The 22,601-nt window shown below is 67.2% G+C and carries 25 protein-coding genes; 13 read left to right on the top strand and 12 right to left on the bottom strand.

All coding sequences use genetic code 11. The features are described 5' to 3' along the window. Positions 1 to 108 precede the first annotated feature (108 nt). The 3 genes from QTI45_RS16510 to QTI45_RS16500 all read right to left on the bottom strand — a co-directional run bounded on the left by QTI45_RS16510 (position 109) and on the right by QTI45_RS16500 (position 3,743). Positions 109 to 801, bottom strand: coding sequence for a hypothetical protein (locus tag QTI45_RS16510; RefSeq protein WP_286655186.1), 693 nt, complete (start codon positions 799 to 801; stop codon positions 109 to 111). Positions 802 to 1,005: 204 nt separating this feature from the next. After that, positions 1,006 to 2,727 (bottom strand): IlvD/Edd family dehydratase, encoded by a 1,722-nt coding sequence (locus QTI45_RS16505; RefSeq protein ID WP_286655483.1) that lies wholly within the window; start codon positions 2,725 to 2,727, stop codon positions 1,006 to 1,008. Positions 2,728 to 2,732: 5 nt separating this feature from the next. Then, positions 2,733 to 3,743 (bottom strand): Bug family tripartite tricarboxylate transporter substrate binding protein, encoded by a 1,011-nt coding sequence (locus tag QTI45_RS16500; protein ID WP_286655185.1) that lies wholly within the window; start codon positions 3,741 to 3,743, stop codon positions 2,733 to 2,735. A gap of 128 nt (positions 3,744 to 3,871) precedes the next feature. On the opposite strand from QTI45_RS16500, the gene QTI45_RS16495 reads away from it, so the two are divergent. Further along, on the top strand, positions 3,872 to 4,747 hold the full coding sequence (locus tag QTI45_RS16495) for a LysR family transcriptional regulator (protein WP_286655184.1): 876 nt from the start codon (positions 3,872 to 3,874) through the stop codon (positions 4,745 to 4,747). A 133-nt stretch (positions 4,748 to 4,880) separates the two neighbouring features. Here QTI45_RS16495 and QTI45_RS16490 read toward each other — a convergent pair whose 3' ends face one another. The 4 genes from QTI45_RS16490 to QTI45_RS16475 all read right to left on the bottom strand — a co-directional run bounded on the left by QTI45_RS16490 (position 4,881) and on the right by QTI45_RS16475 (position 7,411). Then, complete coding sequence (locus QTI45_RS16490; RefSeq protein ID WP_286655183.1) at positions 4,881 to 5,174, bottom strand: VOC family protein; 294 nt, start codon at positions 5,172 to 5,174, stop codon at positions 4,881 to 4,883. Positions 5,175 to 5,242: 68 nt separating this feature from the next. Further along, on the bottom strand, positions 5,243 to 6,184 hold the full coding sequence (locus QTI45_RS16485) for a GGDEF domain-containing protein (RefSeq protein WP_353621317.1): 942 nt from the start codon (positions 6,182 to 6,184) through the stop codon (positions 5,243 to 5,245). 131 nt (positions 6,185 to 6,315) lie between these two features. After that, complete coding sequence (locus QTI45_RS16480; RefSeq protein ID WP_286655181.1) at positions 6,316 to 7,149, bottom strand: alpha/beta fold hydrolase; 834 nt, start codon at positions 7,147 to 7,149, stop codon at positions 6,316 to 6,318. Beyond that, a complete protein-coding gene (locus tag QTI45_RS16475; RefSeq protein WP_286655180.1) occupies positions 7,121 to 7,411 on the bottom strand; it encodes a hypothetical protein in 291 nt (96 codons plus the stop codon). The genes QTI45_RS16480 and QTI45_RS16475 overlap by 29 nt, the downstream gene beginning before the upstream one ends. A gap of 215 nt (positions 7,412 to 7,626) precedes the next feature. On the opposite strand from QTI45_RS16475, the gene QTI45_RS16470 reads away from it, so the two are divergent. Both QTI45_RS16470 and QTI45_RS16465 read left to right on the top strand, forming a co-directional pair. After that, the gene (locus QTI45_RS16470) at positions 7,627 to 7,845 is read left to right on the top strand and encodes a DUF2061 domain-containing protein (RefSeq protein ID WP_286370234.1); all 219 of its coding nucleotides are present in this window, start codon (positions 7,627 to 7,629) and stop codon (positions 7,843 to 7,845) included. A gap of 98 nt (positions 7,846 to 7,943) precedes the next feature. Beyond that, complete coding sequence (locus tag QTI45_RS16465) at positions 7,944 to 8,483, top strand: ankyrin repeat domain-containing protein (protein WP_286655179.1); 540 nt, start codon at positions 7,944 to 7,946, stop codon at positions 8,481 to 8,483. On the opposite strand, the gene QTI45_RS16460 is transcribed toward QTI45_RS16465, so the two are convergent. Continuing rightward, a complete protein-coding gene (locus tag QTI45_RS16460) occupies positions 8,446 to 9,981 on the bottom strand; it encodes an FAD-dependent monooxygenase (RefSeq protein WP_286655178.1) in 1,536 nt (511 codons plus the stop codon). The genes QTI45_RS16465 and QTI45_RS16460 overlap by 38 nt on opposite strands. 191 nt (positions 9,982 to 10,172) lie before the next feature. On the opposite strand from QTI45_RS16460, the gene QTI45_RS16455 reads away from it, so the two are divergent. Together QTI45_RS16455 and QTI45_RS16450 are read left to right on the top strand one after the other, a co-directional pair. Then, positions 10,173 to 11,369 (top strand): patatin-like phospholipase family protein, encoded by a 1,197-nt coding sequence (locus QTI45_RS16455; protein WP_286655177.1) that lies wholly within the window; start codon positions 10,173 to 10,175, stop codon positions 11,367 to 11,369. Continuing rightward, on the top strand, positions 11,356 to 12,105 hold the full coding sequence (locus tag QTI45_RS16450; protein ID WP_286655176.1) for an acetoacetate decarboxylase: 750 nt from the start codon (positions 11,356 to 11,358) through the stop codon (positions 12,103 to 12,105). The genes QTI45_RS16455 and QTI45_RS16450 overlap by 14 nt, the downstream gene beginning before the upstream one ends. A 50-nt stretch (positions 12,106 to 12,155) precedes the next feature. Here the strand turns inward: QTI45_RS16450 and QTI45_RS16445 are convergent, their stop codons facing one another. The 4 genes from QTI45_RS16445 to QTI45_RS16430 all read right to left on the bottom strand — a co-directional run bounded on the left by QTI45_RS16445 (position 12,156) and on the right by QTI45_RS16430 (position 14,759). Then, on the bottom strand, positions 12,156 to 12,560 hold the full coding sequence (locus tag QTI45_RS16445; RefSeq protein ID WP_286655175.1) for a group III truncated hemoglobin: 405 nt from the start codon (positions 12,558 to 12,560) through the stop codon (positions 12,156 to 12,158). Positions 12,561 to 12,588: 28 nt separating this feature from the next. Continuing rightward, entirely contained in the window at positions 12,589 to 13,242 is a 654-nt protein-coding gene (locus QTI45_RS16440; RefSeq protein WP_286655174.1) for an alternative oxidase, read from the bottom strand. Between the two features lie 106 nt (positions 13,243 to 13,348). Continuing rightward, complete coding sequence (locus QTI45_RS16435; RefSeq protein WP_286655173.1) at positions 13,349 to 13,897, bottom strand: hypothetical protein; 549 nt, start codon at positions 13,895 to 13,897, stop codon at positions 13,349 to 13,351. 91 nt (positions 13,898 to 13,988) lie between these two features. Beyond that, entirely contained in the window at positions 13,989 to 14,759 is a 771-nt protein-coding gene (locus QTI45_RS16430; protein WP_286655172.1) for a YoaK family protein, read from the bottom strand. 274 nt (positions 14,760 to 15,033) lie between these two features. Between QTI45_RS16430 and QTI45_RS16425 the strand changes: the two genes are divergently transcribed. The 8 genes from QTI45_RS16425 to QTI45_RS16390 all read left to right on the top strand — a co-directional run bounded on the left by QTI45_RS16425 (position 15,034) and on the right by QTI45_RS16390 (position 22,566). After that, positions 15,034 to 16,170, top strand: a complete 1,137-nt coding sequence (locus QTI45_RS16425) for an ABC transporter substrate-binding protein (protein ID WP_286370226.1) — start codon at positions 15,034 to 15,036, stop codon at positions 16,168 to 16,170. Positions 16,171 to 16,215: 45 nt separating this feature from the next. Further along, positions 16,216 to 17,088, top strand: coding sequence for a branched-chain amino acid ABC transporter permease (locus tag QTI45_RS16420; protein ID WP_286655171.1), 873 nt, complete (start codon positions 16,216 to 16,218; stop codon positions 17,086 to 17,088). Continuing rightward, positions 17,085 to 18,077 (top strand): branched-chain amino acid ABC transporter permease, encoded by a 993-nt coding sequence (locus QTI45_RS16415; protein ID WP_286655170.1) that lies wholly within the window; start codon positions 17,085 to 17,087, stop codon positions 18,075 to 18,077. The genes QTI45_RS16420 and QTI45_RS16415 overlap by 4 nt, the downstream gene beginning before the upstream one ends. Beyond that, entirely contained in the window at positions 18,074 to 18,874 is an 801-nt protein-coding gene (locus QTI45_RS16410; protein ID WP_286655169.1) for an ABC transporter ATP-binding protein, read from the top strand. The genes QTI45_RS16415 and QTI45_RS16410 overlap by 4 nt, the downstream gene beginning before the upstream one ends. Further along, on the top strand, positions 18,871 to 19,584 hold the full coding sequence (locus tag QTI45_RS16405; protein ID WP_286370222.1) for an ABC transporter ATP-binding protein: 714 nt from the start codon (positions 18,871 to 18,873) through the stop codon (positions 19,582 to 19,584). The genes QTI45_RS16410 and QTI45_RS16405 overlap by 4 nt, the downstream gene beginning before the upstream one ends. Positions 19,585 to 19,710: 126 nt before the next feature. Further along, positions 19,711 to 20,940: an FAD-dependent monooxygenase gene (locus tag QTI45_RS16400; protein ID WP_286655168.1), complete on the top strand. Its 1,230-nt coding sequence runs from the start codon at positions 19,711 to 19,713 to the stop codon at positions 20,938 to 20,940. Between the two features lie 16 nt (positions 20,941 to 20,956). After that, positions 20,957 to 21,739, top strand: a complete 783-nt coding sequence (locus QTI45_RS16395) for a maleate cis-trans isomerase family protein (protein ID WP_286370220.1) — start codon at positions 20,957 to 20,959, stop codon at positions 21,737 to 21,739. Next, positions 21,736 to 22,566 carry an alpha/beta fold hydrolase gene (locus QTI45_RS16390; RefSeq protein WP_286655167.1) on the top strand — a complete coding sequence of 277 codons (831 nt, stop codon included), beginning with the start codon at positions 21,736 to 21,738 and terminating at the stop codon, positions 22,564 to 22,566. The genes QTI45_RS16395 and QTI45_RS16390 overlap by 4 nt, the downstream gene beginning before the upstream one ends. The last annotated feature ends 35 nt before the right edge of the window (positions 22,567 to 22,601 follow it).

Here is a 22,601-nt window from a genome sequence, read left to right as displayed (position 1 = left end):
CCACCGTGTTGCGCGTTGCTTCGCATTGTCGGCCGGCCGCCGCCCGCGGCGCAGTCGTCGCGACGACATTTGCGATCAGGGAAAACCTGCGGCCCGGCGGCCTGCTCTTCAGCGCGACGAATAGGCGAGCAGCGCCGTCGCCACGCCGGCGCTGCCCGAGACGATCAGGCCCAGCGCCCAGACGATGTCCAGGTCGATCCACTGGGCACGCAGGGCCCGCAGGCCGAGATAGCGGTAGACCACCCAGCCGACGGCGAGGCCCGAGGCGATCATCGCCGCGGTGTGCACCAGCGAGACGACCACCGCCGTGCCGACGCTGGCGCGCATCAGGTCCATCGCGGCCGCGCGATCGAAGCCCCCCGCGGCGGTCGCGGCCGGCGTCTCGCACAGCCCCAGGAGCACCGGCAGCAGCATCAGCGCGGCGCCGTGCCCGCTGGCCATCAGGAAGGACCAGAAGGCCACCTGCGTCGACCGGATGCGCACCAGCGGGCTGTGGCGATGGCGTTGGCGGACAAGCAGCCGCGACAGCCCATAGAGCAGCACCAGCACGCCGGCGCCGACCCGGATCTCCAGGCTGCGCTCCATCATCCAGGTGAGCAGCGCGAAGGGCACCAGCACCAGCGCCATCGCCAGCAGATGGCCCGCGCCCAGGGGCACCCAGGTGGCGAAGACGGCCCCGCCGCGTCGGGCGCCCAGGCCGTTGGCCACCGCGAGCGGCCAGCCCATCGCAGGGTTGAGGCCGTGGTAGATGCCGATGACCACCACGCCGGCCCAGAGAGAGACGGTTGCGGCGGTGCTCATGGCGACGGCACCGGCTCGACGCGTCAGGCCGCCAGCCGCGGCGAGGGATGGAAGCTGGGATCGGTGCGCAGGAATTCGGGCATGGCGACTCCGGTGTCGAGGACCATTTTGCGCCGCGCCAAGGACGGCGCCAAGCCGGGCGATCGGCAGAAAGCCGTCAGGGAATTCCCGATGCCGGGCTTCGAGATGCCCCGCCCATGCGATCTATTCAGGCGCCTTTCCCACCGACTTCGGGGCCCGCAGGAAATCAAAGTCGACGCCCTTGTCCGCCTGCGTCACGGTCTGGAGGAACAGCTTCCGGTAGCCTCTCTCGGCAGTGGGTTCGACCACCGGGTTTTCAGCCGCACGCCGGGCGATTTCCTGATCGGACACCAGAAGCGAAATCTCGCGGTTCGCCACGCTCAAGCGGATGCGGTCGCCGCTGCGCACGCAGGCCAGCGGCCCGCCGACCGCAGCTTCCGGCGTGACGTGCAAGACGATGGTGCCGAATGCCGTGCCGCTCATGCGGCCGTCGGAGACGCGCACGATGTCCTTCAAGCCGGCGCGAGCGAGCTTGCGCGGAATCGGGATGTAGCCGGCTTCCGGCATGCCGGGTGCCCCCTTCGGACCGATGTTCTTCAACACGAGAATGTCGTCGGCCCTGACATCCAGGTCGTCGCTGTCGATGCGGTCGGCGAGGTCGGCACTGTTCTCGAAGACGACCGCCCGCCCTTCGTGCTCCATCAATTTCGGGTCGGCAGCCGACTGCTTGATGATGGCGCCTCCCGGGGCCAGATTGCCTCGCAGCACGGCCAGCCCGCCTTGCGGGTAGATGGGCTTGTCGAAGGGTCGCACGACATCCTGCGCGAAGCCGCTGCCCGCCAGTTCGATTTCTTCGCCCAGCGACCGACCGGTCACGGTCAGTGCTTCCAGGCGCAGCAATGGCTTGAGTTCGCGAAGCAGGGTTGCCATGCCGCCGGCCTTGTGGAAATCCTCCATGTAATGCTGGCCCGATGGCTTGAGATCGACCAGCACCGGTGTCTCCCTGCCCATCCGGTCCAGGCCGGCGAGGTCGATGTCGATGCCCACGCGACCGGCGATGGCTGTCAGATGGACGATGCCGTTGGTCGAACCACCGATGGCGAGCAGCACCCGCAGTGCGTTTTCGAAGGCGGCCGGCGTCAGGATCTTGTCGATCGTCAGCCCTTTGCGGGCCAGTTCGACCGCCTGGGCGCCGGTTTGCTCGGCAATGCGGATGCGGTCCGCGGTCACCGCGGGCGGCGACGCGCCACCGGGCACCGTCATTCCGAGCGCCTCGGCGACGCACGCCATGGTGCTCGCGGTACCCATCACCGAGCAGGTGCCGACGCTCGCGACCAACTGATTGTTGACGTCGGAGATCTCTTGTGCATCGATCTCCTCTGCGCGGAACTTGCCCCAGTAGCGACGGCAGTCCGTGCAGGCGCCGACGCGCTCGCCTCGATGGCTGCCGGTCAGCATCGACCCGGTGATGAGCTGGATGGCCGGGATCCCGGCAGACGCGGCACCCATCAGCTGCGCCGGCACCGTCTTGTCGCAGCCGCCTATGAGAACCACCGCATCCATGGGCTGCGCACGTACCAGTTCCTCGGTGTCCATCGACATGAGATTGCGCAGGTACATGCTGGTCGGGGCCGAGAAGCTCTCGTGGACGGAAATCGTCGGGAAGTCCATCGGCAGCCCCCCGGCCAGCATGACGCCACGCTTCACCGCTTCGAGGAGTTGCGGCATGTTGCCGTGGCAGGGGTTGTAGCTGCTGCCGGTGTTGGTGATGCCGATGACCGGTCGGTCCAGCGCATCGTCGGTGTATCCGGCGCCCTTGATGAAGGCCTTGCGCAGGAACAGCGAGAAGCCTTGGTCGCCATAGTTCGTCAGGCCCTTCTTCAGGCCCTTGGGTGTTTCGTTCATGTTCTTCACTCGTCTGGTTTGATGTTCGCTTCGGCGATGACCTTTGCCCATTTCGCCACTTCCGCCTTCAACCTGTCCTGCGCCGCGTCCGGCGTGAGGGCGGTCTGCGCGATGACGCCCTGCTGCGCCAGCTGCGCTTGAACGCCCGGCTTCCGGAGCGCGCTGTAGATCTCCGTGTTCAGCTTCTGCACGACCTCCCTGGGCGTTGCAGCGGGCACGAGAATGCCAAAGGTGGAGCTGACCAGGAGGCTGGGGAAGCCTGCCTCCGCCGTGGTGGGCACCTCGGGCAGGTTGGGGTCGCGAGTGGCGGCGGCGACCGCGAGGGGCGTGAGCTTGCCGGCCTTGATGAATTGCTGCACGGCCGGCACGGTCTCGGCCATGAACTGGATCTGTCCGCCGACCAGGTCGTTGATGGCCGGGCCGCTTCCACGGTAGGGAATGTGTTCGATCGCGAGCCTGTTCTGGGTCGCGAGCATTTCCGAGGCCATGCGCTGGGGCGCCCCGGCGCCCGATGAGCCGAAGGAAACCTTGCCGGGGTTGGCCTTGACGTAGGCCACCAGTTCACCCAATGACTTCACCGGAAGCGAGGGCGTCGCGACGAATACCAATGGAACACTGCCGATGACCGCCACCGCCGAGAGGTCCTTGACCAGGTCATAGCGGACCTTGTCCTTCTCCAGGGTGGCAATGGTCGAGTGGGAGGTCATGGCGCCCATGAGGATGGTGTAGCCATCGGGAGGCGCCTTGGCCACTGCCTGCGCGCCGATGTTCCCTCCGGCCCCGCTCCGATTGTCGATCACCACGGGCTTGCCCAGCGTTGCGGACAACTCTGCGGCGATGACCCGGCCGATGATGTCGGTTGCGCCTCCGGGCGGGAACGGGACCACCATCGTGATGGGTTTCTCCGGGTAGGCGCCTGCGGCAGCCGTCACCGGCAGCGCGGCGACGAGCGTGCTCACTGCAAGGGCTGTGACCACGGCTTTTCTGCGCTTCTGATTCACGGGTTCTTCGATCATCGCGTTGTCTCCTTTTTCTGAATGCGAGCGCAATGGTCGACCAGTAGACAACCGAGAACAATTTGGCTTTGCTTGCTTCAGACTAAAATATTTTTTTGTTCTAACTGCTGTCGCCAGCGGGGTGATGCATGGACTTGCGCTACGTTCAGAGCTTCGTCACCACGGTCGAATGCGGCTCGATCGCCGAGGCCGCGCGGCGTTTGGACTTGACCGCCGCAGCCGTCGCCGCGAGGCTCAAGGCGCTCGAGGACGAGTTGGGCACCCAACTCCTGAAGCGCTCCGGGCGCGTCGTGAAGCCGACCGCCGCGGGTCTCAACATCTTCGACCGCGCGCGCAACATCCTGCGTGCCGAGCGGGACCTGCGAGCCCTGGCCAACGAGCGCGTGCAACTGGGCGAGCTGCGGCTCGGAAGCTTCGTCTCGGCGCTCACGACCGTGCTGCCACCTGTGCTTCGGAGGCTCTACGCCGCCAACCCCGACCTCTCCGTCTCGGTGGTGTCGAATGCCTCGGTAGAGCTTTGTCGAATGGTGGCCGCGGGCGACCTCGACGCAGCCGTCGTGGTCGAGCCTCAGTTCGCGATGCCGAAGACCTGCGACTTTCGCGTCCTGATGGAAGAGCCGCTTGTCGTGGTCGCGCCCGACGATCTGGCGCACCGCGAAGCGCACGACCTGCTCCGGACCCAGCCCTATATCCAGTACGACCGCAGCGTGGCAGGCGGGCAGATGGCCGACCGCTATCTGCGCCAGCACGGCCTGACGCCACACACGCGACTGGAGATCAACGGCCTGATGTCCATCGCGGCGATGGTCGACCAGGGCCTCGGCATATCGTTGCTGCCGGATTGGTCGGCGCTCTGGTCGAGCGGGCTGTGCATTCAGCGCGTCGCGCTGCCGGGCATCGCGCCGATGCGCAAGAGTGGCTTCGTCTGGAGCTCCAATGGTCCTCATGCGCCGATCGCGCGCAAGTTCCTGGAACATGCGGAGGCGCTCTTCTCGCGGCCTTGAACTCAGGGCGGACCGTCGTCGACGAGCTCGCCGCCCCAGAGGGCGGGCGGCACATCTGCCAGAGATTCGGAGAAGGTCCACCAGTGACCGCCGATGTCCTGGCAGCTGTACTGCCGCTCCCCAAAGGGATGCGTCACGGGCTTCCGGCGGATCCTGCCCCGCTCGCGACGGCGCGGGACCGGTGCGCGTCGACGTCATGGACACGCACCATGACGGACTGCACCTCGCTCGGTGCTGCACCGCCGGTGTCCGCGCTGCGAACCACCACGGCGCCGACGCCCACGTTCAGTTGAATGCGATGGTCGCCGATCCGGAGTCGGACGGTGAACCCGAAGGCGCTGCACAGCCAGCTCGCCGCCGCAGGCGCGTCGGCATAGGCAAGAACCGGTATGACCTCGGCGGCTGGCATGGAACGGTTCGCGAGCAAGGTGCGGCTCCTTCGCCTGGAGAGGATGCAAGCGCCCATGGCGCCTGCTGCATGGCGGACGTCGCGCTTCAGGAAGGCCGCTGAGCCACGGCTGTCTTGCGACTGCGCTTGTCCGCATACATCGCAGCATCGGCTTGCCGCAATGCGGTCTCGGCGTCGACCCCGCCGTGCAGTGCGACCACGCCGACGCTCGCGCCAGCATAGTCGAGCGCCGCGTCGCCAAGCAAGTAGCGACCCGCCGTTGCCTTCGCGAGTCGCTGCCGCAGAGCATTCGCCGCCTCGCCCGGATCGATGCCTTCATGGGGACCGGGCGCGAGCACGGCGAATTCATCCCCGCCCATGCGTCCGACCATGTCGGCTGCCCGCACCGCGCCGCCCAGCCGGTGGCCGATGGCCTGCAGGAACTGGTCTCCCCGGTGGTGCCCCCGCGTGTCGTTGATCGCCTTGAAGTCATCGAGATCCACGAGGCCGACGAGCAGGGGCATGCCATCGAGTGCGCAGCGCGCGAGCATGCGCCCGAGTTCGTCGAGGATGGCGCGGCGATTCGGCAGGCCGGTCAGGGCGTCGGTCAGCGCATGGATCATCAGCTCGGAATTGGCTGCCTTCAGCTGCTGGAGGAGCAGTTCGCGCTCGATGTATTGCGACACCATCTTCGAGAACATGTTGAGGGTGCTCTGCGCCCAATCGCCGAGTTCGACGGAGCTGCCGCCAGCCGCACACAGCGTGCCGACCAGCAGCCCTTCGCTGGTTCGTACCGGGGCGCTGGCGTAGGTCTTGATCCCCAGTGCCCTTGCCGCTTCGGAGTCGCCCCAGCTTTCGGCGACGTCATTGCAGAAGGACTTCTCCTCGTCGAGCGCGCGTTTGCAAAGGGTGTCGCCCCAGGGCACGGTCAGCCCCTCGGGAATCGACATCGCGCCCCGGTTGAGCGTGAACTGAACCTGTTGCTCGCCGGCCTTCAGGTCGATCGAGGTCAGGTAGGTGGACTCCAGCCCGGTCGCGACATGCAGCATCTCGAGCAATGGGCGCGCGAGCTCTTCCAGGCTGTTGGCGCCAGTGACCGAACGGGACAGATCCGCAAGCGAAGGATTCGATGTCGGCGTGATTGGGACGGGCATTGTGCCGAAGATACCTGATCGCGGACCTAGGTCGATCTGCTCGCGGCTGAGCCGCGCACCCACGCGTTGTGAGAAAGAAAGTCCGCCACGGCGTCGTTGACCAATTCCGGATGTGTCACGGGCCCCATGTGACCCAGTTCGCCGAACTCGAGCACCTTGACATTGGGCAGCGCGCTCGTCAGGAGTCGGGCCACCCCCCGCGACGAAGCCGGCGATTTCCCGCCCACCATGTACAGGACCGGAACCTTCAGCGCGCGAAACGCGCGCAATGGCGTGGGCTCTGAAAACAGGGCATGCGCCCAGCCCGCGACATTGACTATGGATGCCGCGATCGGCGCCTGGCGAGCGGCGGGTATCCGGCTCCAGGTCCCGGGGCCCATCCAGTAGTCGATGAAGACCTGGGCCGCGCCCGCAGGGTCGTGCGCCTCGAGGGCGCGGACCGCGTCAGCGACTGCAGAACGTATGCCGCTGGCCGCCACGTGCCCGGGATGTTCCTCATCGAGCAGCGCGAAGAGCGTCGGCTCGTAGACCGCGATCGCGCGAACGCGGCTCGGCCGGGCCAGAGCCGCCATCAGCGCCACCGCGCCGCCGTACGAGTGGCCGACGAGAGAGAACGGCGATCCAGCCGCCTCGAAGACCGGTTCCAGCAGCGCCGCCTCGTCGCTCAGCGTCACGACGCGGTCCCTCGGCCACGCAGGACTTTGTCCGGCGCCGAAAGAGTCCGGCGCGAAGACATGAAAGTCCGGGGACAGGCGATCCATTAATGCGCGCCACTGCGACGAAGTACTTGCGTTCGAGTGGACGCAGACGACACCGGGTCCGGTGCCTGACTCACGCACATTGGGAGTTGGGTATGTCATCGATGCTCCTGGAAAGGCGGCTCGTGTGCCGCGCCATGGCGACCTCGGGTGATTCGTGCGTCCCGGTCCCGCTGCAGGCGAGCGGCACCGGCGATGCATAGGGAATCGGCTGCGGAATCAGGACCAGCACGACCGCGCTCGCGAGCGCTGCGACGGCGACGGCCAGCGCCGTCAGCGCCTTTTGCAGACCCCGCGTGCTGGCACCGGCTCCGGCATGCTCGACAGCGTCGGTCCACGCTGGCTGCTGATGGATGGATTCCATGGTCCGTCTCCTGAAGAGCGGTGCATCTTCTGCCGCACCGCAAGTCGCTGCTTGGGACCATTCTGGCGAGGGGATGCCTGGCTGTATGTGCGTTTCGGCACACCGGAGCACATCTCGATGTCGAAGGCTGCGCTGCCGCGTGCCCTATCGCTTCGATAGCACGCGCAAATGAGAATTACTCTCATCCGCTCGTACAATCGAGGCAAGGAGTCGCCATGAACCGCCACCTCAAGAAGACCATCAGTTTTGCTGCCCTGCACTTCAGCGTTGCATTCGCCGTGACCTATCTGTTGACCGGCGACTGGCGCGTATCAGGTGCGGTGGCGCTCATCGAGCCGTGCGTGAACACGGTCGCATTCTTTTTCCACGAGCTCTTCTGGACTCGGCGAGAGCAGCAGGAGCCGGGCCTCGTCCCTGCCCCGCATCAGGCGTGATGGGGCTCGGTCGCCAGCCGTCCAGGACATCGCTCTTCGCTGCGGCGAAGAGATGGGACGCTGCTTCGGTCGCAGCGACCCTGGCCCGGGCGCCTGAGTTGGCCGGGGCAACCGACGCCAAGGGTCGCACTGCGCTGCACCTCGCCTGCGCCGTGAAGCCCGGCAGCACGCCCCTCGCGGAAGCGCACGGACTCAAGACCGTGGCGGCGCTCCTCGCAGCGGGGTGCGACCTCGAAGGCGAAGTGCCGATGGACGAGGACGAAGGTGATTTTCGTGCGACGCCCCTCTGGTACGCGGTCGCACGCGGCGAGAACCTGCCTCTGGTCAAGTTCCTTGTGGAGCGGGGTGCGAACGCAAGCCATTCACTCTGGGCGGCTTTGTGGCGCGACGACGAGATGATGTGCCGGACCTTGCTCATGGCAAAGCCCGAGCTCGACCTGCGAGCGCATGGTGAAACCCCTGTCTTCTACGCGGCCAGGCTCAAGCGGCTCAAGACACTGGAACTCCTGATCGCAGCCGGGGCGGATGCCGCCATCACCGACTTCAAAGGTCGTGACGCGGTCGACATCGCAAGGTCACGGCGCTTGCCGGAACAGTTCATCAAGCGCCTGGAAGACCTGAGACGGCGCCCGGCCTGAGGACAAGCCTTTCCAGCGCCGCGACGATCTCGGACGGGTGCCGGCCGGACGTGCCGGTCGCGACATAGGCATCCGGTCGCACGAGCCAGACATGCCCCGACGGATAGTCGGTGCTTGCGATGCCCTCCACCGGCGCGGCGATGTCGCGCAGCGCAGCCGGAAGTTCCACCGGCGGCACGCCGACCGAAAGCACTGCGAACTTTCCCGTCCTCAGCACCTCGTGCAGACGGGTGCTGCCATCGGCCGGCTTCAGCAACGCGACATCGGCCGCGCGATCGCCTGGCGCGGGCCCGGAGGCAGCGCCGGCATGGCGCAGCGTCAACGGGCTGTCGCGGTAGTGCAGATCCACCTCCGAGAGCTGATCCACCATGTGCTGGCGCAACGCGGGAACACGCCCGAGGTTGTGCGCCGCCAGCCGGCGGATCTCCTGGAGCACGGGGTTTCGCATCATCGCCACCCGGGTCATGTTGCCCGCGTTGCGCAGCACCTGGTCGCCGATCGCGCTGCGCTCGGCCGAGTAGCTGTCGAGCAGCGCGGGCGCCGCGCGGTCGTGCCAGACCAGGGCCAGCTTCCATGCGAGATTGAAGGCGTCCTGCATGCCCGTATTCATGCCTTGCCCGCCTGCGGGGCTGTGGACATGCGCTGCGTCGCCGGCGAGAAAGACGCGGCCATGCCGGTAGTCCCTGACCTTGCGCTCGTTGATGCGAAAACTGCTCAGCCAGACCGGATCGCGCAAGCGAAGCCCGGCCGGTCCGCGCTGATCGACAATGGCCTGGACCTCCTCCAGCGTCGGGGCGGAGCGCTCCGTTGGCGCGGACGGTCCGCAATCCGCGACCACGCGCATGCGCGAGCCATCGATGGGGAAGAAGGCGGCGATGCCGTCCGCGGCCCAGCAGATCGTCAGGGCGTCTCGCGCCACCTCGCCGTCGACCTCCACGTCCGCCAGCAGAAAGTCCGACGGCGACGTGTCGCCTTCGAAGGCGGCGCCCAGCGCATGGCGGACCGTGCTGTGGGCGCCATCGCAGCCGGCGATCCAGGAGGCCGGGAACGCCTCCACCAGACCGTCCGCATGCTTGATCGACGCCACGATGCCGCCTTCGCTGTCCTGGAACGACAGCAGCTCGGTGGAACGCTCGACCCTGACCTGAAGCCGGCCCAGCTCTTCTTCGAGCAGGCGTTCGGTCTCGGACTGCGGCAGCATCAGCGCGAACTTGTAGACGCTGCGCGCCGTCGAGAAAGACACGTCCAGCAACGGCTTGCCGCCCGCTTCCTGGATGTGCACGCCGCCTGCGGGCAGCCCGGCCTGGACGAAGGGGGCCGCACAGCCTTCGATGTCCAGCATCTCCAGCGTCCTGGCCCAGAGCACCAGCGCCTTGGATTTGTCGGTGCGTGCCGCGGCCTTGTCCACGATGCGGACCGCGACGCCGCGGCGCCGGAGCGCCATGGCCAAGGTCATGCCCACGGGCCCGGCGCCAACGATCAAGACCGGCTTCCTCATCTCTGGGACTCCTTCAAGTGTCGGGAGGAAGGCAATCATAGGGAGGGGCCCTCCGCTTGCGCTGCATCCTTTGTCGCATGTCTTCCGTGGGATGTGCAGACATCGAAATGGCACGTATGCTGCGAGCGCCTTCGGGGGCGCCAGGCTGGATCCGCTCCCGGTGCGTCGCACTCCACCCGGCAAGGCCCTCCATGAACACCAGACAACGCTCCCGCCTCCCTCCCCTGCTTCGCGGCTCGCGCACGTCGTTGGTGCTGCAGGGCGGGGGCGCCCTGGGCGCGTACCAGGCGGGCGTCTATGAAGCGCTGAGCGACCGGACGCCACTGCCCGACTGGATCGCCGGCGTGTCCATCGGCGCCATCAACGCGGCACTGATCGCCGGCAACGCGCCCGAGCGCCGCGTGGAGCGGCTGCGCGAGTTCTGGCAGCTGGTCTCGTCGGGCGCACCGCAACGCCTGCCAGGCTGGCTGGCCGATCGGCCGACCCTCAACGAGTGGAGCGCCGGCCTCGCGACGATGTTCGGCATCCCGGGCTTCTTCACGCCGCGCCTGTCGCCCACGCTGATGATGGGCGGTGCGGCGCCGATGCTGAGCTACTACGACACCGCGCCGCTCAGGCAGACGCTCGAGCGGCTGGTCGATTTCGACCGCATCAACGCCGGCGAGGTACGGCTCAGCGTCGGCGCGGTCAACGTGTGCACCGGCAACGCGGTGTACTTCGACAACAAGACCCGGAAGATCGGCCCGGAGCACATCATGGCCAGCGGCGCGCTGCCGCCGGGCTTCGCGCCGGTGGAAGTCGGCGGGGAGCTGTACTGGGACGGCGGCCTGGTCTCCAACACGCCGCTGCAATACCTGCTGGACAACCAGGACGGCGGCGAGCCGCTGGTAGTGATGCAGGTCGACCTCTTCAATGCGCGCGGATCGGTGCCAGTCACGATGTCGGACGTGCTGCGGCGGCAGAAGGACATCACCTACTCCAGCCGCACGCGCATGAACACCGACGCGCTGGCGGCCAACGTGAACCTGCAGCAGGCGATCGCCGACCTGATCGGCAAGCTGCCGCCCGCGCTGCGCAAGGACCCGAGCGTGCAGGCGGTGCAGGCGCAGCTCACGCATCCGCCGATCGACATCTTCCACCTGATCTACCGCGACAAGCCCTACGAGCGCGAATCCAAGGACTACGAATTCTCTCGCGCCACGGTCGAGGAACACTGGGAGGTCGGCCTGCGCGACATGCGCCGCGTACTGAGCCATCCCGACGCGCTGCAAGGCCGCGCGCAGACCAACGGCGTCACCACCTTCGATCTCGGCGAGCCCGGCGAGCCTCGCATCAGGCGGCCGCTCGCTTCTCCCGCAACCACCCGGAGCCCCCATGAACATCGCTGACATCCGCCGGACCGCATTCGCCATGCCGCTGACCAGCCCGGCATTTCCGCCGGGGCCCTACCGCTTCATGCGGCGCGAGTTCGTGGTCGTCACCTATCGCACCGACATCGACGCGCTGCGTGCCGTGGTGCCCGAGCCGCTCGAAGTGGTCGAGCCGCTGGTGAAGTACGAGTTCATCCGCATGCCGGACTCCACCGGCTTCGGCGACTACACCGAATCGGGGCAGGTGATCCCGGTGCAGCTGCGCACCGACCGCGGCGTGGAGCAAGGGGCCTACGTGCATGCGATGTACCTCGACGACCACCCGCCGATCGCCGGCGGGCGCGAGCTGTGGGGCTTTCCGAAGAAGCTGGCCTCGCCGGCACTCGACTACGAGACCGACGTGGTGGTCGGCACCCTCGACTACGGCAAGGTGCGCGTCGCCAAGGCCACCATGGGCTTCAAGCACCGCACGCTGGAGCACGCACCGATCCTCGCCGCCATCGCGCAACCCAACTTCCTGCTCAAGATCATTCCCCATGTCGACGGCACGCCGCGCATCTGCGAGCTGGTGCGCTATCACATGGTCGACGTCACGCTGCACGGCGCCTGGAGCGGCCCGGCCTCGCTCGAACTGCATCCGCACGCGCTGGCGCCGGTGGCCGACTTGCCGGTGCTGAAGGTCGAATCGGCCTTGCACTACATCGCCGACATGACGCTGGCGCTCGGCACGGTCGAGCACGACTACCTGGCCTGAGGCGTGAGCCAGGCCCGACCACGCCGCGCGAAACCTCCTCGATCTGCCGCTCAGCGATGGGCGAGCGCCGACGGCACGGCGTCCGGATCGCGGCTGATCTGGTAGCCCATCCACAGGCTTTGCGCGATGCGCTCGGCCATGGCGCAGGCTTCGTCGCCCATCGCGCGGTTGGCCAGGGCGGCCGCGTTCTCCCGGAACAGCTTCAACCAGTGCTGGAACAGCTCTGCGGAGAGGCCGGGCAGTGCCGCATGCCTGGGCATGGGTGCACCCGAGAACCGGCCGGTGCGCCGAAGGATGGCCGACCAGAAATCCACCAGCTTGCTCAGGTGGCGGTCCCAGTCGTCGATATGCGCCTCGAAGATCGGTCCCAGCACTTCGTCCTGGCGGACACGCGCATAGAAGGTGTGCACGAGCGCCGCGACTTCGGCCTCGGTGCAGAGCTGGGTGCCGGGCATCGGGTGCTGCGTCGCCTCGAGGCCGTCTCTACTGCGCTGCGGCTTGCGCAGGGCCGCTCGCGGTCAGGGCGTCGGCGAATGCATGGTTGACGTCGCGATGGCCGGCCTCGTCCATGCGCACCGCGAGCACCACGTCGCGCAGGCGCGCATCGGGAGCCAGCTTCCAGTAGTCGATCGCCAGCGCAGGGGCCGCGATGTTCTCTACCCTGCCCTCGTCGATCTCGTTCAGGTAGCGGGTGTAGCTGATGACCGCCTCTTCCTCGAAGTAGCCGACCAGCCGGTGCGCCGTGCGCGAGGAGACCAGGTAGAGGCCGAAGAAGAAGACGAAGAACAGGGCCTGAGTCATCAGCACCACCAGGCGCTCGAACCAGTTGGGCTTGGCGATCTCGACGAAGGTCATCAGGTGCATGCGTTCGTTCTCGGCTTCGTCGAGAAGCGTGCGGATCCAGCCGTGGTCGTCCACCATCCAGCGCAGGCAGCGCAGGTGCACCAGCATGCCGCCGACCATGCCCGGCACGGCAGCGACGGTTTCCAGCACGATGGCACGGTTGCCGTAGCGCTTGGCGAAGAAGGTGTCGGCGAGAAAGCGAAGGGACAGCGTGATGCCCAAGGCGATGCGATCGGAGGTGCCGGAGACCGGGTGATGCATGTCGAGGCTGCGGGCTTGTGTGGGGTTCGTCATCTGGGATTTTCGCTGAGGGAGCCTTGACGCTTCTTCGAAGGATGTCTACCGCGTCACTTAAACATGTATGTAGTATATATGTTTAAGGCCGAGCGTCAAGGCCCGGCTACTGGCGTTGGCCAAGGGCTGCGCGGGCGATGCTCTCCGCGAACAGCGGCGTTTCCCGGCTGTTGTGATCGCCGGAGGCAGCCTGTCGATCGTGCGATGCCTGCTCGAAGCTCACGCCGTGGCTGGCGATGAAAGCCAGAAACTCTTCAGTGGGATGCGACACCACCGAGTTCGTGTACTCGGTGCGCCCGTCATTCAAGCCCTTGGCGCTGAGTTCCCAGATGACCTGCACCCGGGTGCGCCCTGCCGGTGTGAACACGTCAGAGGTGGAGACCATGAGGCACCGCTGCTTTCCGACAACTTCGCCCACGTAGTGCTGGACGACGAGACCGCTGCCGATCTGCTCGACATTGATGGACATCGGTCGACCATCATCGGTGCTGGTCGTGCCGCACGAGATATGGTCCGGCGGCGCGCACCGCTGGTACTCGGCTTCGCGCAGGCCGAAGAGCCATTTGCCGATGTCGACTTGCTCGATCGGCACGTCGATGATGTGGCTGAAGGCCGATCGAGAGAGGATGAGGTCGCTGCGGATGATGTCGGTCATTGAAACTCCTTCGGGGATAGCAGTGGATCGAGGCGAAATTGCCTGTCGGCGTTGGCCACTGCGCGTGGCACTGACGCCGGAATCCAATGTCTCAAGCCCTTGTTTCGGCTGAATTTCGACCTGGGCTGGCGAGCGTTGCAGATGCAATCCCCTGGGGATCGTCGGCGCGCCGTGGGACCGGTGGTGCGATGGAGCGGCTCGATGTCGAGAGCATGCGGATGCCGAGGGACAACACCGGTATCGCCATCCAGATCGCGTGAGCTTGAAATCGACAGGTGGCCAGGCCGCCGATCCCTGCGCCGGCCGCGAAAGCCGCAATCACCCTGCTCAAGGCGATGGCCTGCTTTTGCGCGGCATGGTCTCGACGGAAGGCCATGCCTGCCATGGCCTCGATCAGGTTGCGCAAGTTTCCGGTCGTCATGGTGGAGTTGTAGGTCCAGCCGTGCACGCGTCCGAAGTAGCTCAACTGCAAGCCGGCGGCAAAGGCCAGGACAGCAGTCGCCAGCGCCGCCGGCACCGCTGGTGATAGGAGCCCGATCACGAGCAGGGCCGTTGCCTCCAGGGCGAGCGCCGCAATGTCCGGGCGCCTCAGCAAGGAGGCGGGACGCGGCATCCTGAGCGTCTCTGCCGCCACGACGCCGAGCCCAAAGGCCAGGATGGACGGCAGATGACGCGTCGCGGTGAACCAATGGCCTTGAACCATCGCGATTGCCATCAGGATGATGTTCCCGCTCTGTGCACCCGCGAAAACACCACCCCAGCCCACATAGGAATAGGCGTCGAGAAAGCCTCCCAGGAACGACATGAGCACGGCGATCGGCAATGCACGCGTGGGGTCGGGGCGTTCGGTGTCGACGTTCATGGGGACGATCGTCCCCAAGCTCGGTGCCAGCCGTGTTTCGAATCCGCCTGGGTCGGTGTCAGATGCAAGAACACGCCATGCTCCGGCCCTGCGCCTGGCATCAAGCTTGCTTGCTAGGCGTTTAATTAATTGATCGGCTCGGTAGTAACCCTGAAATGGTGCATCCCTCGGAATGCTATTCTCCCGGCAACAATTAATTGAGCGTTTAATTATTGTGGCGGCGACGGCCCGGCCGGAGGCGCCCTCACCTGCAATGTTTCGAAGGAGATTCGTCATGTTCAAGCTGTTCAAGTCCACCAGCGCCGCCGCCCTGGCGCTGGGCATGGTGTCCGCAACCATGGCTCAGGAGACCATCAAGGTCGGTGTCATCGAGCCCCTCACCGGCTCGGTCGCCTACAACGGCCAGGCTTTCGTGAGTGGCGCCAAGCTCGCGGTGGAGCGCCGCAACGCGGCCGGCGGGGTGCTCGGCCGCAAGATCGAGCTGGTGATCGAGGACGGCCAGTGCCGCCCGGCCAACTCCGTCAATGCCGCAGAGAAGCTGATCCAGCGCGACAAGGTGGTGGCGCTGGCTGGCGCCTTCTGCAGTTCGGCGACTGCGGCCGTGATGCCGGTGGCCGAGAAGTACAAGGTGCCGCTGCTCACGGGCGTGTCGTCCAAGGCCGACCTGACCGAGAAGGGCATGCAGTACTTCTTCCGTTCAGCCGAGACCGACCGCCTGATGTCGAAGACCTTCAGCAAGATCCTGGCCGAGAAGCTGCAGCTCAAGACAGTCGCCTACATCGGCGTCAACGACGACTGGGGCCGCGGCGGCGTCGAGGATTTCTCCAAGGACCTCAGCGCGCTGGGCGTGAAGACCGTGATGAAGGAGTACTTCGACCACGGCGCGACCGACTTCTACACGCTGCTGACCAAGCTGCGCGCGAGCAATGCCGACGGCGTCTTCGTCGCGGCCGAGACGCAGGACGGCGCCATCCTGGTGAAGCAGTTCAAGGAGTTCGGCATCAAGACCAAGATCTTCGGCGTCGGCTCCTGGGCCACCGCCGACTTCATCGGCCTCACCGGCGATGCGTCCGAAGGCATCTACGCCGCGGTGCCCTATGCATCGAGCCTGCCGGGCGAGGCCAACAAGGCCTTCGTCGAGCGCTATGCCGCCAGCTACAAGGAGAAGCCCGGCAAGTACGGCGCCGCCGGCTACAACGCGATGAACATCATGATGGAAGCCATCGCGCGCGCCGGCAAACCCGATCCCGAAGCCGTGCGCGACGCCCTGCGCAAGACCGACTACACCGCGCCCAACGGGCGCTTCAGGTTCACGGACAAGGGCGAAGGCTATGGTTTCGACGTGGTGCTGGTGCAGATCGCCAACAAGGAACCCCGCGTGGTCGCCGAAGCCGCGACCGAGAAGCCATGAGCGGCCGTCCCTCGCGCAACGCATAGCGGCACAAGGAACGCCAACATGGAACTGCTGCCACAGTACCTCGTCAACGGCCTGGTGACCGGTTCGTTCTACGCCTTGTCGGCGCTGGGACTGACCCTGATCCTCGGCCTGATGCGGGTCGTCAACTTCGCGCACGGCGAGCTCTACATGCTCGGCGGCGTCATGGGCTGGTGGGCCACCACGCGGCTCGGGCTCGATTTCTTCACCGGCCTCCTGCTGGTCGCGGTCGCGATGGGAGCTTTCGGCTGGCTCGTCGACCGCTTCCTGATCGAGCGCATCCGCGACCAGGGCGAGGAGCCCGGCATCCTGCTGACCATCGGGCTGTCGATCTTCCTGGCCAACACCGCACTGCTGATGGTCGGCACCGCGCCGCTGAAGGTCGAGGCACCGATCTCCGCAGGCCCGGTCTTCCTCGGTCCGATCGTGCTGACCAAGCTGCGGCTGTTCGCGGTCGCGGTCTGCGCGCTGCTGATCCTGGCGGCCTACCTGACGATCCAGAAGACCCGCCTCGGCCGCTCGATGCGCGCCACCTTCCAGGACCCGATGGCGGCACGCCTGGTGGGCATCCGCACCGCCAACGTCTATGCCAGCACCTTCGCCATGGGCACCGTCATCGCCTCGCTGGCGGGCATGCTGCTCGGCTCGATCTATTCGGCGCAGGTGTCGGTGGGCGGGCTGGTGAGCATGAAGGCCTTCGTGGTCGTGATCCTCGGCGGCATGGGGAGCTTTCCGGGCGCCATCGCCGGCGGCCTGCTGCTGGGCGTCTCGGAGGCGCTCTGGGGCGGCTACGTCGCCACCGGCTGGGTCGACATCATCGGCTTCGTGCTGGTGATCCTGACCCTCGTCTTCCGGCCCTACGGCCTCTTTGCCAAGCGCGCGGAGCGAGCATGAACCTCGAAAAACGTTGCCTCCTGGCGCTGATGGCGCTGGCCGCCGTGGTGCCGCTGCTGGTGCGCGACCAGTACGTGCTGCACATCGCGATCATGGTGCTGTTCTACGCCGTGCTGGCCACCAGCCTCAACCTGGTGGTCGGCTACGTGGGCGAGTTCTCGCTCGGCCACACCGCCTTCCTGGGCACCGGCGCCTATGCGGCCGCCATCCTGTCGACCGGCTACGGCTGGCCGGTGTGGGCCACGATCCCGGTCGCCGGCCTGCTCGCGGCGGTGATGGGCGTGGTCATCGGCGGCATCACGCTGCGCCTGCAGGGGCCCTTCTTCGTGATCGTGACGCTGTCCTTCTCGGAGGTGCTGCGGCTGGTGGCCGACAACTGGATCGCACTCACCAACGGGCCGATGGGCATTGCGGGCGTGCCACAGCCCGCGCTGCTGGCCGATGCCGGCAACCTGGGCGCGAAGCAGTTCTACTACGCGGTGGCCTGGTTGCTGCTGGCGCTGGCGCTCTACCTGTCGTTCCGCTTCGTCAACTCGAACGCCGGCCGCGCCGCGGTGGCGGTGCGCGAGAACCGCTATGTCGCCCAATCGATCGGCATCCGGCCGCTCACCTACTCGATGCTCGCGCTGGTGCTCGGCGCCTTCCTGTCGGGCATGGCGGGCGGCTTCTATGCCCACTACATCTCCTTCGTCGGGCCCGAGGTGTTCCGCTTCGCCTTCATGGTGAGCATGATCATCATGGTACTGATCGGCGGCAAGGGCACGCTGGTCGGGCCCCTGATCGGTGCGCTGCTGGTGACCTTCCTGGAGGAGTACCTGCGCGAGGCCAAGGAGCTGCGGCTGTCGATCTTCGGCCTGGCCGTGATCGCGATCGTGCTGTTCCTGCCGCGCGGGCTGATGGGCTTCATCACGCAGCGCCGCGAGACCCGCGTGAAGAAGGCGGCCGTGCCGGCCGGCGCCGTGCAACGCACCGCCGGGAGGCCCGCATGAGCGCCGCAGCGACCCTCGCCCACGGCGGCGGCGCGCTCGAAGTGCGCGGACTCAGCAAGTCCTTCGGCGGCATCAAGGCGGTCAAGGACATCAGCTTCGACGTCCATGCCGGCGAGATCGTCGGCCTGATCGGACCCAATGGCGCCGGCAAGACCACCTGCTTCAACCTGATCACGGGCTTCTACACCCCCACCGGCGGCAGCGTGCGCTACAGCGGCCAGGAAGTGACCGGCGAGAAGCCGTTCCGGATGGCGCGCCGCGGCATCGTGCGCAGCTTCCAGAAGACCAACATCCTGAAGTCGCTGACCGTGTTCGAGAACGTGCTGACCGGGCACTACCTCGAAGCCAAGCAGTCGCTGTGGAGCACCTTCTTCCCGACGTCGAAGGTGCGCGCCACGGAGCGCTCGGTGCGCGAGAGCGCCGAGCAGATCGTCCACACCATGGGCCTTGCCGAGCGCATGGACGTGCCGGCCTACATGCTGTCCTGTGGCGAGTTGCGGCTGCTCGAAGTCGCGCTCGCGCTGTCGGCCAAGCCCGAGATCCTGATGCTCGACGAGCCGGCCGCCGGCCTCAACAGCCAGGAGGCCAGGCGCTTCGGCGAGATCCTGAAGCAGCTGCGCGGGCGTTTCGTGAAGTCGATCCTGATCGTCGAGCACAACATGGGCCTGGTCATGGGCGTGTCGGACCGGGTGGTGGTGATGCACTTCGGCGAGCTTCTCGCCGAGGGCACGCCGGCGCAGGTGCAAGGCGATCCGCGCGTCATCGAAGCCTATCTGGGCGGGGGGAAGAAATCATGAGCAACCTGCTCGAACTCAACGACCTGCACGTGAGCTACGGCAAGACGGCCGCGCTGCATGGCGTCAGCATGACGGTGCGCGCCGGCGAGGTGGTCGCGCTGATCGGTGCCAATGGCGCGGGCAAGAGCACCACGCTGCGCGCGATCTCCGGCCTGCTGCGGCCGACGCGCGGCGACATCGTGTTCGACGGCCGGCCCATCGGCGGCATGGAGGCCCACCGGATCGTCGGACTGGGCATTGCGCAGTCGCCCGAGGAGCGGCACGTGTGGCCGGCGATGAGCGTGTACGAGAACCTCACGCTCGGCGCCTACCTGTGCCGGCAGAAGGCCGAGGTCGACAAGCGCGTCGGGGTGGTCTATCACCGCTTTCCGCGGCTCAAGGAGCGGCATCGCCAACTGGCAGGCACCCTGAGCGGCGGCGAGCAGCAGATGCTGGCGATCGGCCGGGCGCTGATGTCCGAGCCGCGGCTCCTTCTGCTCGACGAGCCCAGCCTGGGCCTGAGTCCGCGCATGGCCGAGGAGGTGTTCGAGTTCGTGCGCGAGATCAACCAGCACGGCGTGACCGTGCTGCTGGTCGAGCAGAACGTGCACAACGCGCTGTCGGTGGCCTCGCGCGCCTACGTCTTCGAGACCGGCCGCGTGGTCGCCGAGCGCGATGCCGCGGGCCTGCTCGAGGACCCGGGGCTTCTGAGCGCCTACCTGGGCGGCTGAGCCGGGCGGCACATTCGATGCGCCTTGCCAAGGCGCATCGTCGATCCATCAATTAATTAATTAATCGTTTAGTCATTAACACGCTGCGGCTCGCGACGCCGCAGCGCCAAACCAGGAGATTCAAGCATGAGTAGAGCAATTCGCGTCGGCATCGTCGGCGCTGGCATCGGCGGCGTGGCACTGGCGCGCGCGCTGCGCCTGCGCGGCATCGACGCCCACCTGTTCGAGCGCGCAGCGGCCTTCGGCGAGATCGGCGCCGGCGTGCAGATGACGCCCAACGCGGCGAAAGTACTGCAGGCGCTGGGCGTGGGCGAGGGGCTCGAGCGCATCGGCTTCCTGCCCGAAGCGATGGTGGGGCGCAACTGGGAGGACGCGCGCGAACTCTTCCGCACGCCGCTGAAGGAGGTCTGCCCGCGGCTCTTCGGCGCCGGTTTCTATCACGTGCACCGCGCCGACCTGCACGCGGTGCTGTGCGAGGGCATCCCGGCTGACCGCGTGCGCTTCAACGTGCACTGCACCGGCGTCACGCAGGACGAAGATCGGGCCGTGGCGCACTTCGCCGATGGCACGCGCTTCGAGGCCGACCTGATCGTCGGTGCCGACGGCATCCATTCGCCCGTGCGCGATTCGCTCTGGGGCAAGACCGATGCGCGCTTCACCGGCCACATGTGCTGGCGCGCGCTGGTGCCGGTCGAGCAGCATCCGCTGCCCTTCGTGAGCCCGGATGCTTCCTTCTGGATGGGCCCGAAGGCGCACATCGTGACCTACTACGTGAAGGGCGGAGCGGCGGTGAACATCGTGGCGGTCAACGAGAGCGCCGACTGGGTGGCGGAGTCCTGGACCGAACCCAGCACCCGCGAGGAACTGCTGGCCGCCTACGCGGGCTGGCATCCGAACATCGTCCAGCTCTTCGAGCGCACCGACACCTCGCAGATCTTCAAGTGGGGCCTGTTCGACCGCGACCCGATGGCGCAGTGGTCGCAAGGCCGGGTCACGCTGCTGGGCGACGCGGCGCACCCGATGCTGCCCTTCCTGTCGCAGGGCGCGGCGATGGCGATCGAGGATGCCTACGTGCTGGCTGCAGCGCTGGCGCATTTCGGCGCCGACCAGGACGCCGCGCTGCGCGCCTACGAGGCCGAGCGCCTGCCGCGCACCGCGCGGGTGCAACTCGAGGCCCGCGAGCGCGGCCGCACGTACCACCTCTCGACGCCCGAGGAACAGCGCGAGCGCGACCTGGCGTTCCAGAAGCAGCAGGCCAGCAACCCGAATGCCGTCGGCATCAAGGCCGAGTGGGTCTACGAGTACGACGCGACGCGCTGCATCGAACGCTTCGACACCGAAGCCTCGCTGGCCTGAACCGGAGCCGCTGCACATGAGCAACAGGAACTTCCGCATCGGCCAGATCGTGCCGAGCTCGAACACCACCATGGAGACCGAGATCCCGGCGATGCTGCGGCTGCGCGAGCAGATCCGGCCCGAGCGCTTCACCTTCCACTCGGCGCGCATGCGCATGAAACACGTCAACAAGGACGAGCTCGCCGCCATGGACGCCCAGTCCGACCGCTGCGCGCTGGAACTCAGCGACGCCCGCGTCGACGTGCTGGGCTATGCCTGCCTGGTGGCGATCATGGCGATGGGCCGCGGCTACCACCGCGAATCCGAGGCCCGGCTTCGAGCCGCCACCGAGGCCAACCAGGGCAGCGCACCGGTGGTCACCAGCGCGGGCGCGCTGGTCGATGCGCTGCGCGTCATCGGCGCCAGGCGGATCGCGCTGGTGGCGCCCTACATGGTGCCGCTCACGAAGATGGTGATCGACTACATCGAGCACGAAGGCTTCGAGGTCGCCGACTGGCGCGCGCTCGAGATCCCCGACAACCTGGAAGTGGGACGGCACGACCCGCGCAAGCTGCCGGCCATCGTCGCCGGCATGAAGACCGATGACGTGGATGCGATCGTGCTTTCGGCCTGCGTGCAGATGCCATCGCTCGCGGCCATCGCAGAGGTCGAGGCCGCGACCGGCAAGCCGGTCATCACGGCCGCGGTGGCCACCACCTATGCGATGCTCGGCGCGCTGGGACTGGAGCAGGTGGTGCCGGGCGCGGGGGCGCTGCTCTCGGGCGCCCATGCGACGTCGCGCGAGGCCGTCACGGCATGAGCGGCTCCACCTTCCTCTACGGCGCGCAGGTGCACGCCAACGGCATCCGCCAGCACTACCTGCGCCATGGCGGCACGCAGGGCGAGCGGGCCACGCGCGACGCGGTGATCCTTCTGCCCGGCATCACCAGCCCGGCCGTGACCTGGGGCTTCGTCGCCGAGCGCTTCGGCCGCCACTTCGACACCTACATCCTCGACATCCGCGGCCGAGGTCTCAGCGAGTCGTCGGACGCACTCGACTACGGGCTCGACGCCCAGGCCTCGGACGTGATCGCGTTCGCGCAGGCGCTCGGACTGCAGCGCTATGCGCTGGTCGGCCATTCGATGGGCGGGCGCATCGGCATCCGCGCCGCAGGACGTCGGCCGGCCGGCCTGACCCGGCTGGTCGCGGTCGACCCGCCGGTGTCCGGCCCGGGCCGCCGCGCCTATCCGGCGAAGCTGCCCTGGTACGTGGATTCGATCCGGCTCGCGCGCCGCGGCATCACGCTCGGGCAGATGCGCGACTTCTGCCCGACCTGGAACGAGGAGCAACTGCGCCTGCGCGCGCAATGGCTCCACACCTGCGACGAGCGCGCCATCGTGCAGAGCTTCGAGGACTTCCAGCGCGACGACATCCATGCGGACCTTCCGCGCATCGACGTGCCGCTGCTGTTCATGACTGCCGAGCGCGGCGACGTGGTGCGCGACGAGGACGTGGCCGAACTGCGCGCGCTCGCGCCCGCGCTGACCGAGGTCCGCGTGGCCGGCGCCGGCCACATGATCCCCTGGGACAACGAGCAGGGCTTCTACCGCGCCTTCGGCGACTTCCTCGGCCATCCGCTGGACTGATGCCGCGTCCACCTCACCACCGATCGCATTCCAAG

Origin of the sequence: Variovorax saccharolyticus, from assembly GCF_030316765.1 — a bacterium.
In the GTDB taxonomy this organism is placed as follows: Bacteria; Pseudomonadota; Gammaproteobacteria; order Burkholderiales; family Burkholderiaceae_C; genus Variovorax; species Variovorax saccharolyticus.
Note: the sequence above shows the minus strand (reverse complement) of the source record. Positions and strands in the feature narration are given on the sequence as shown.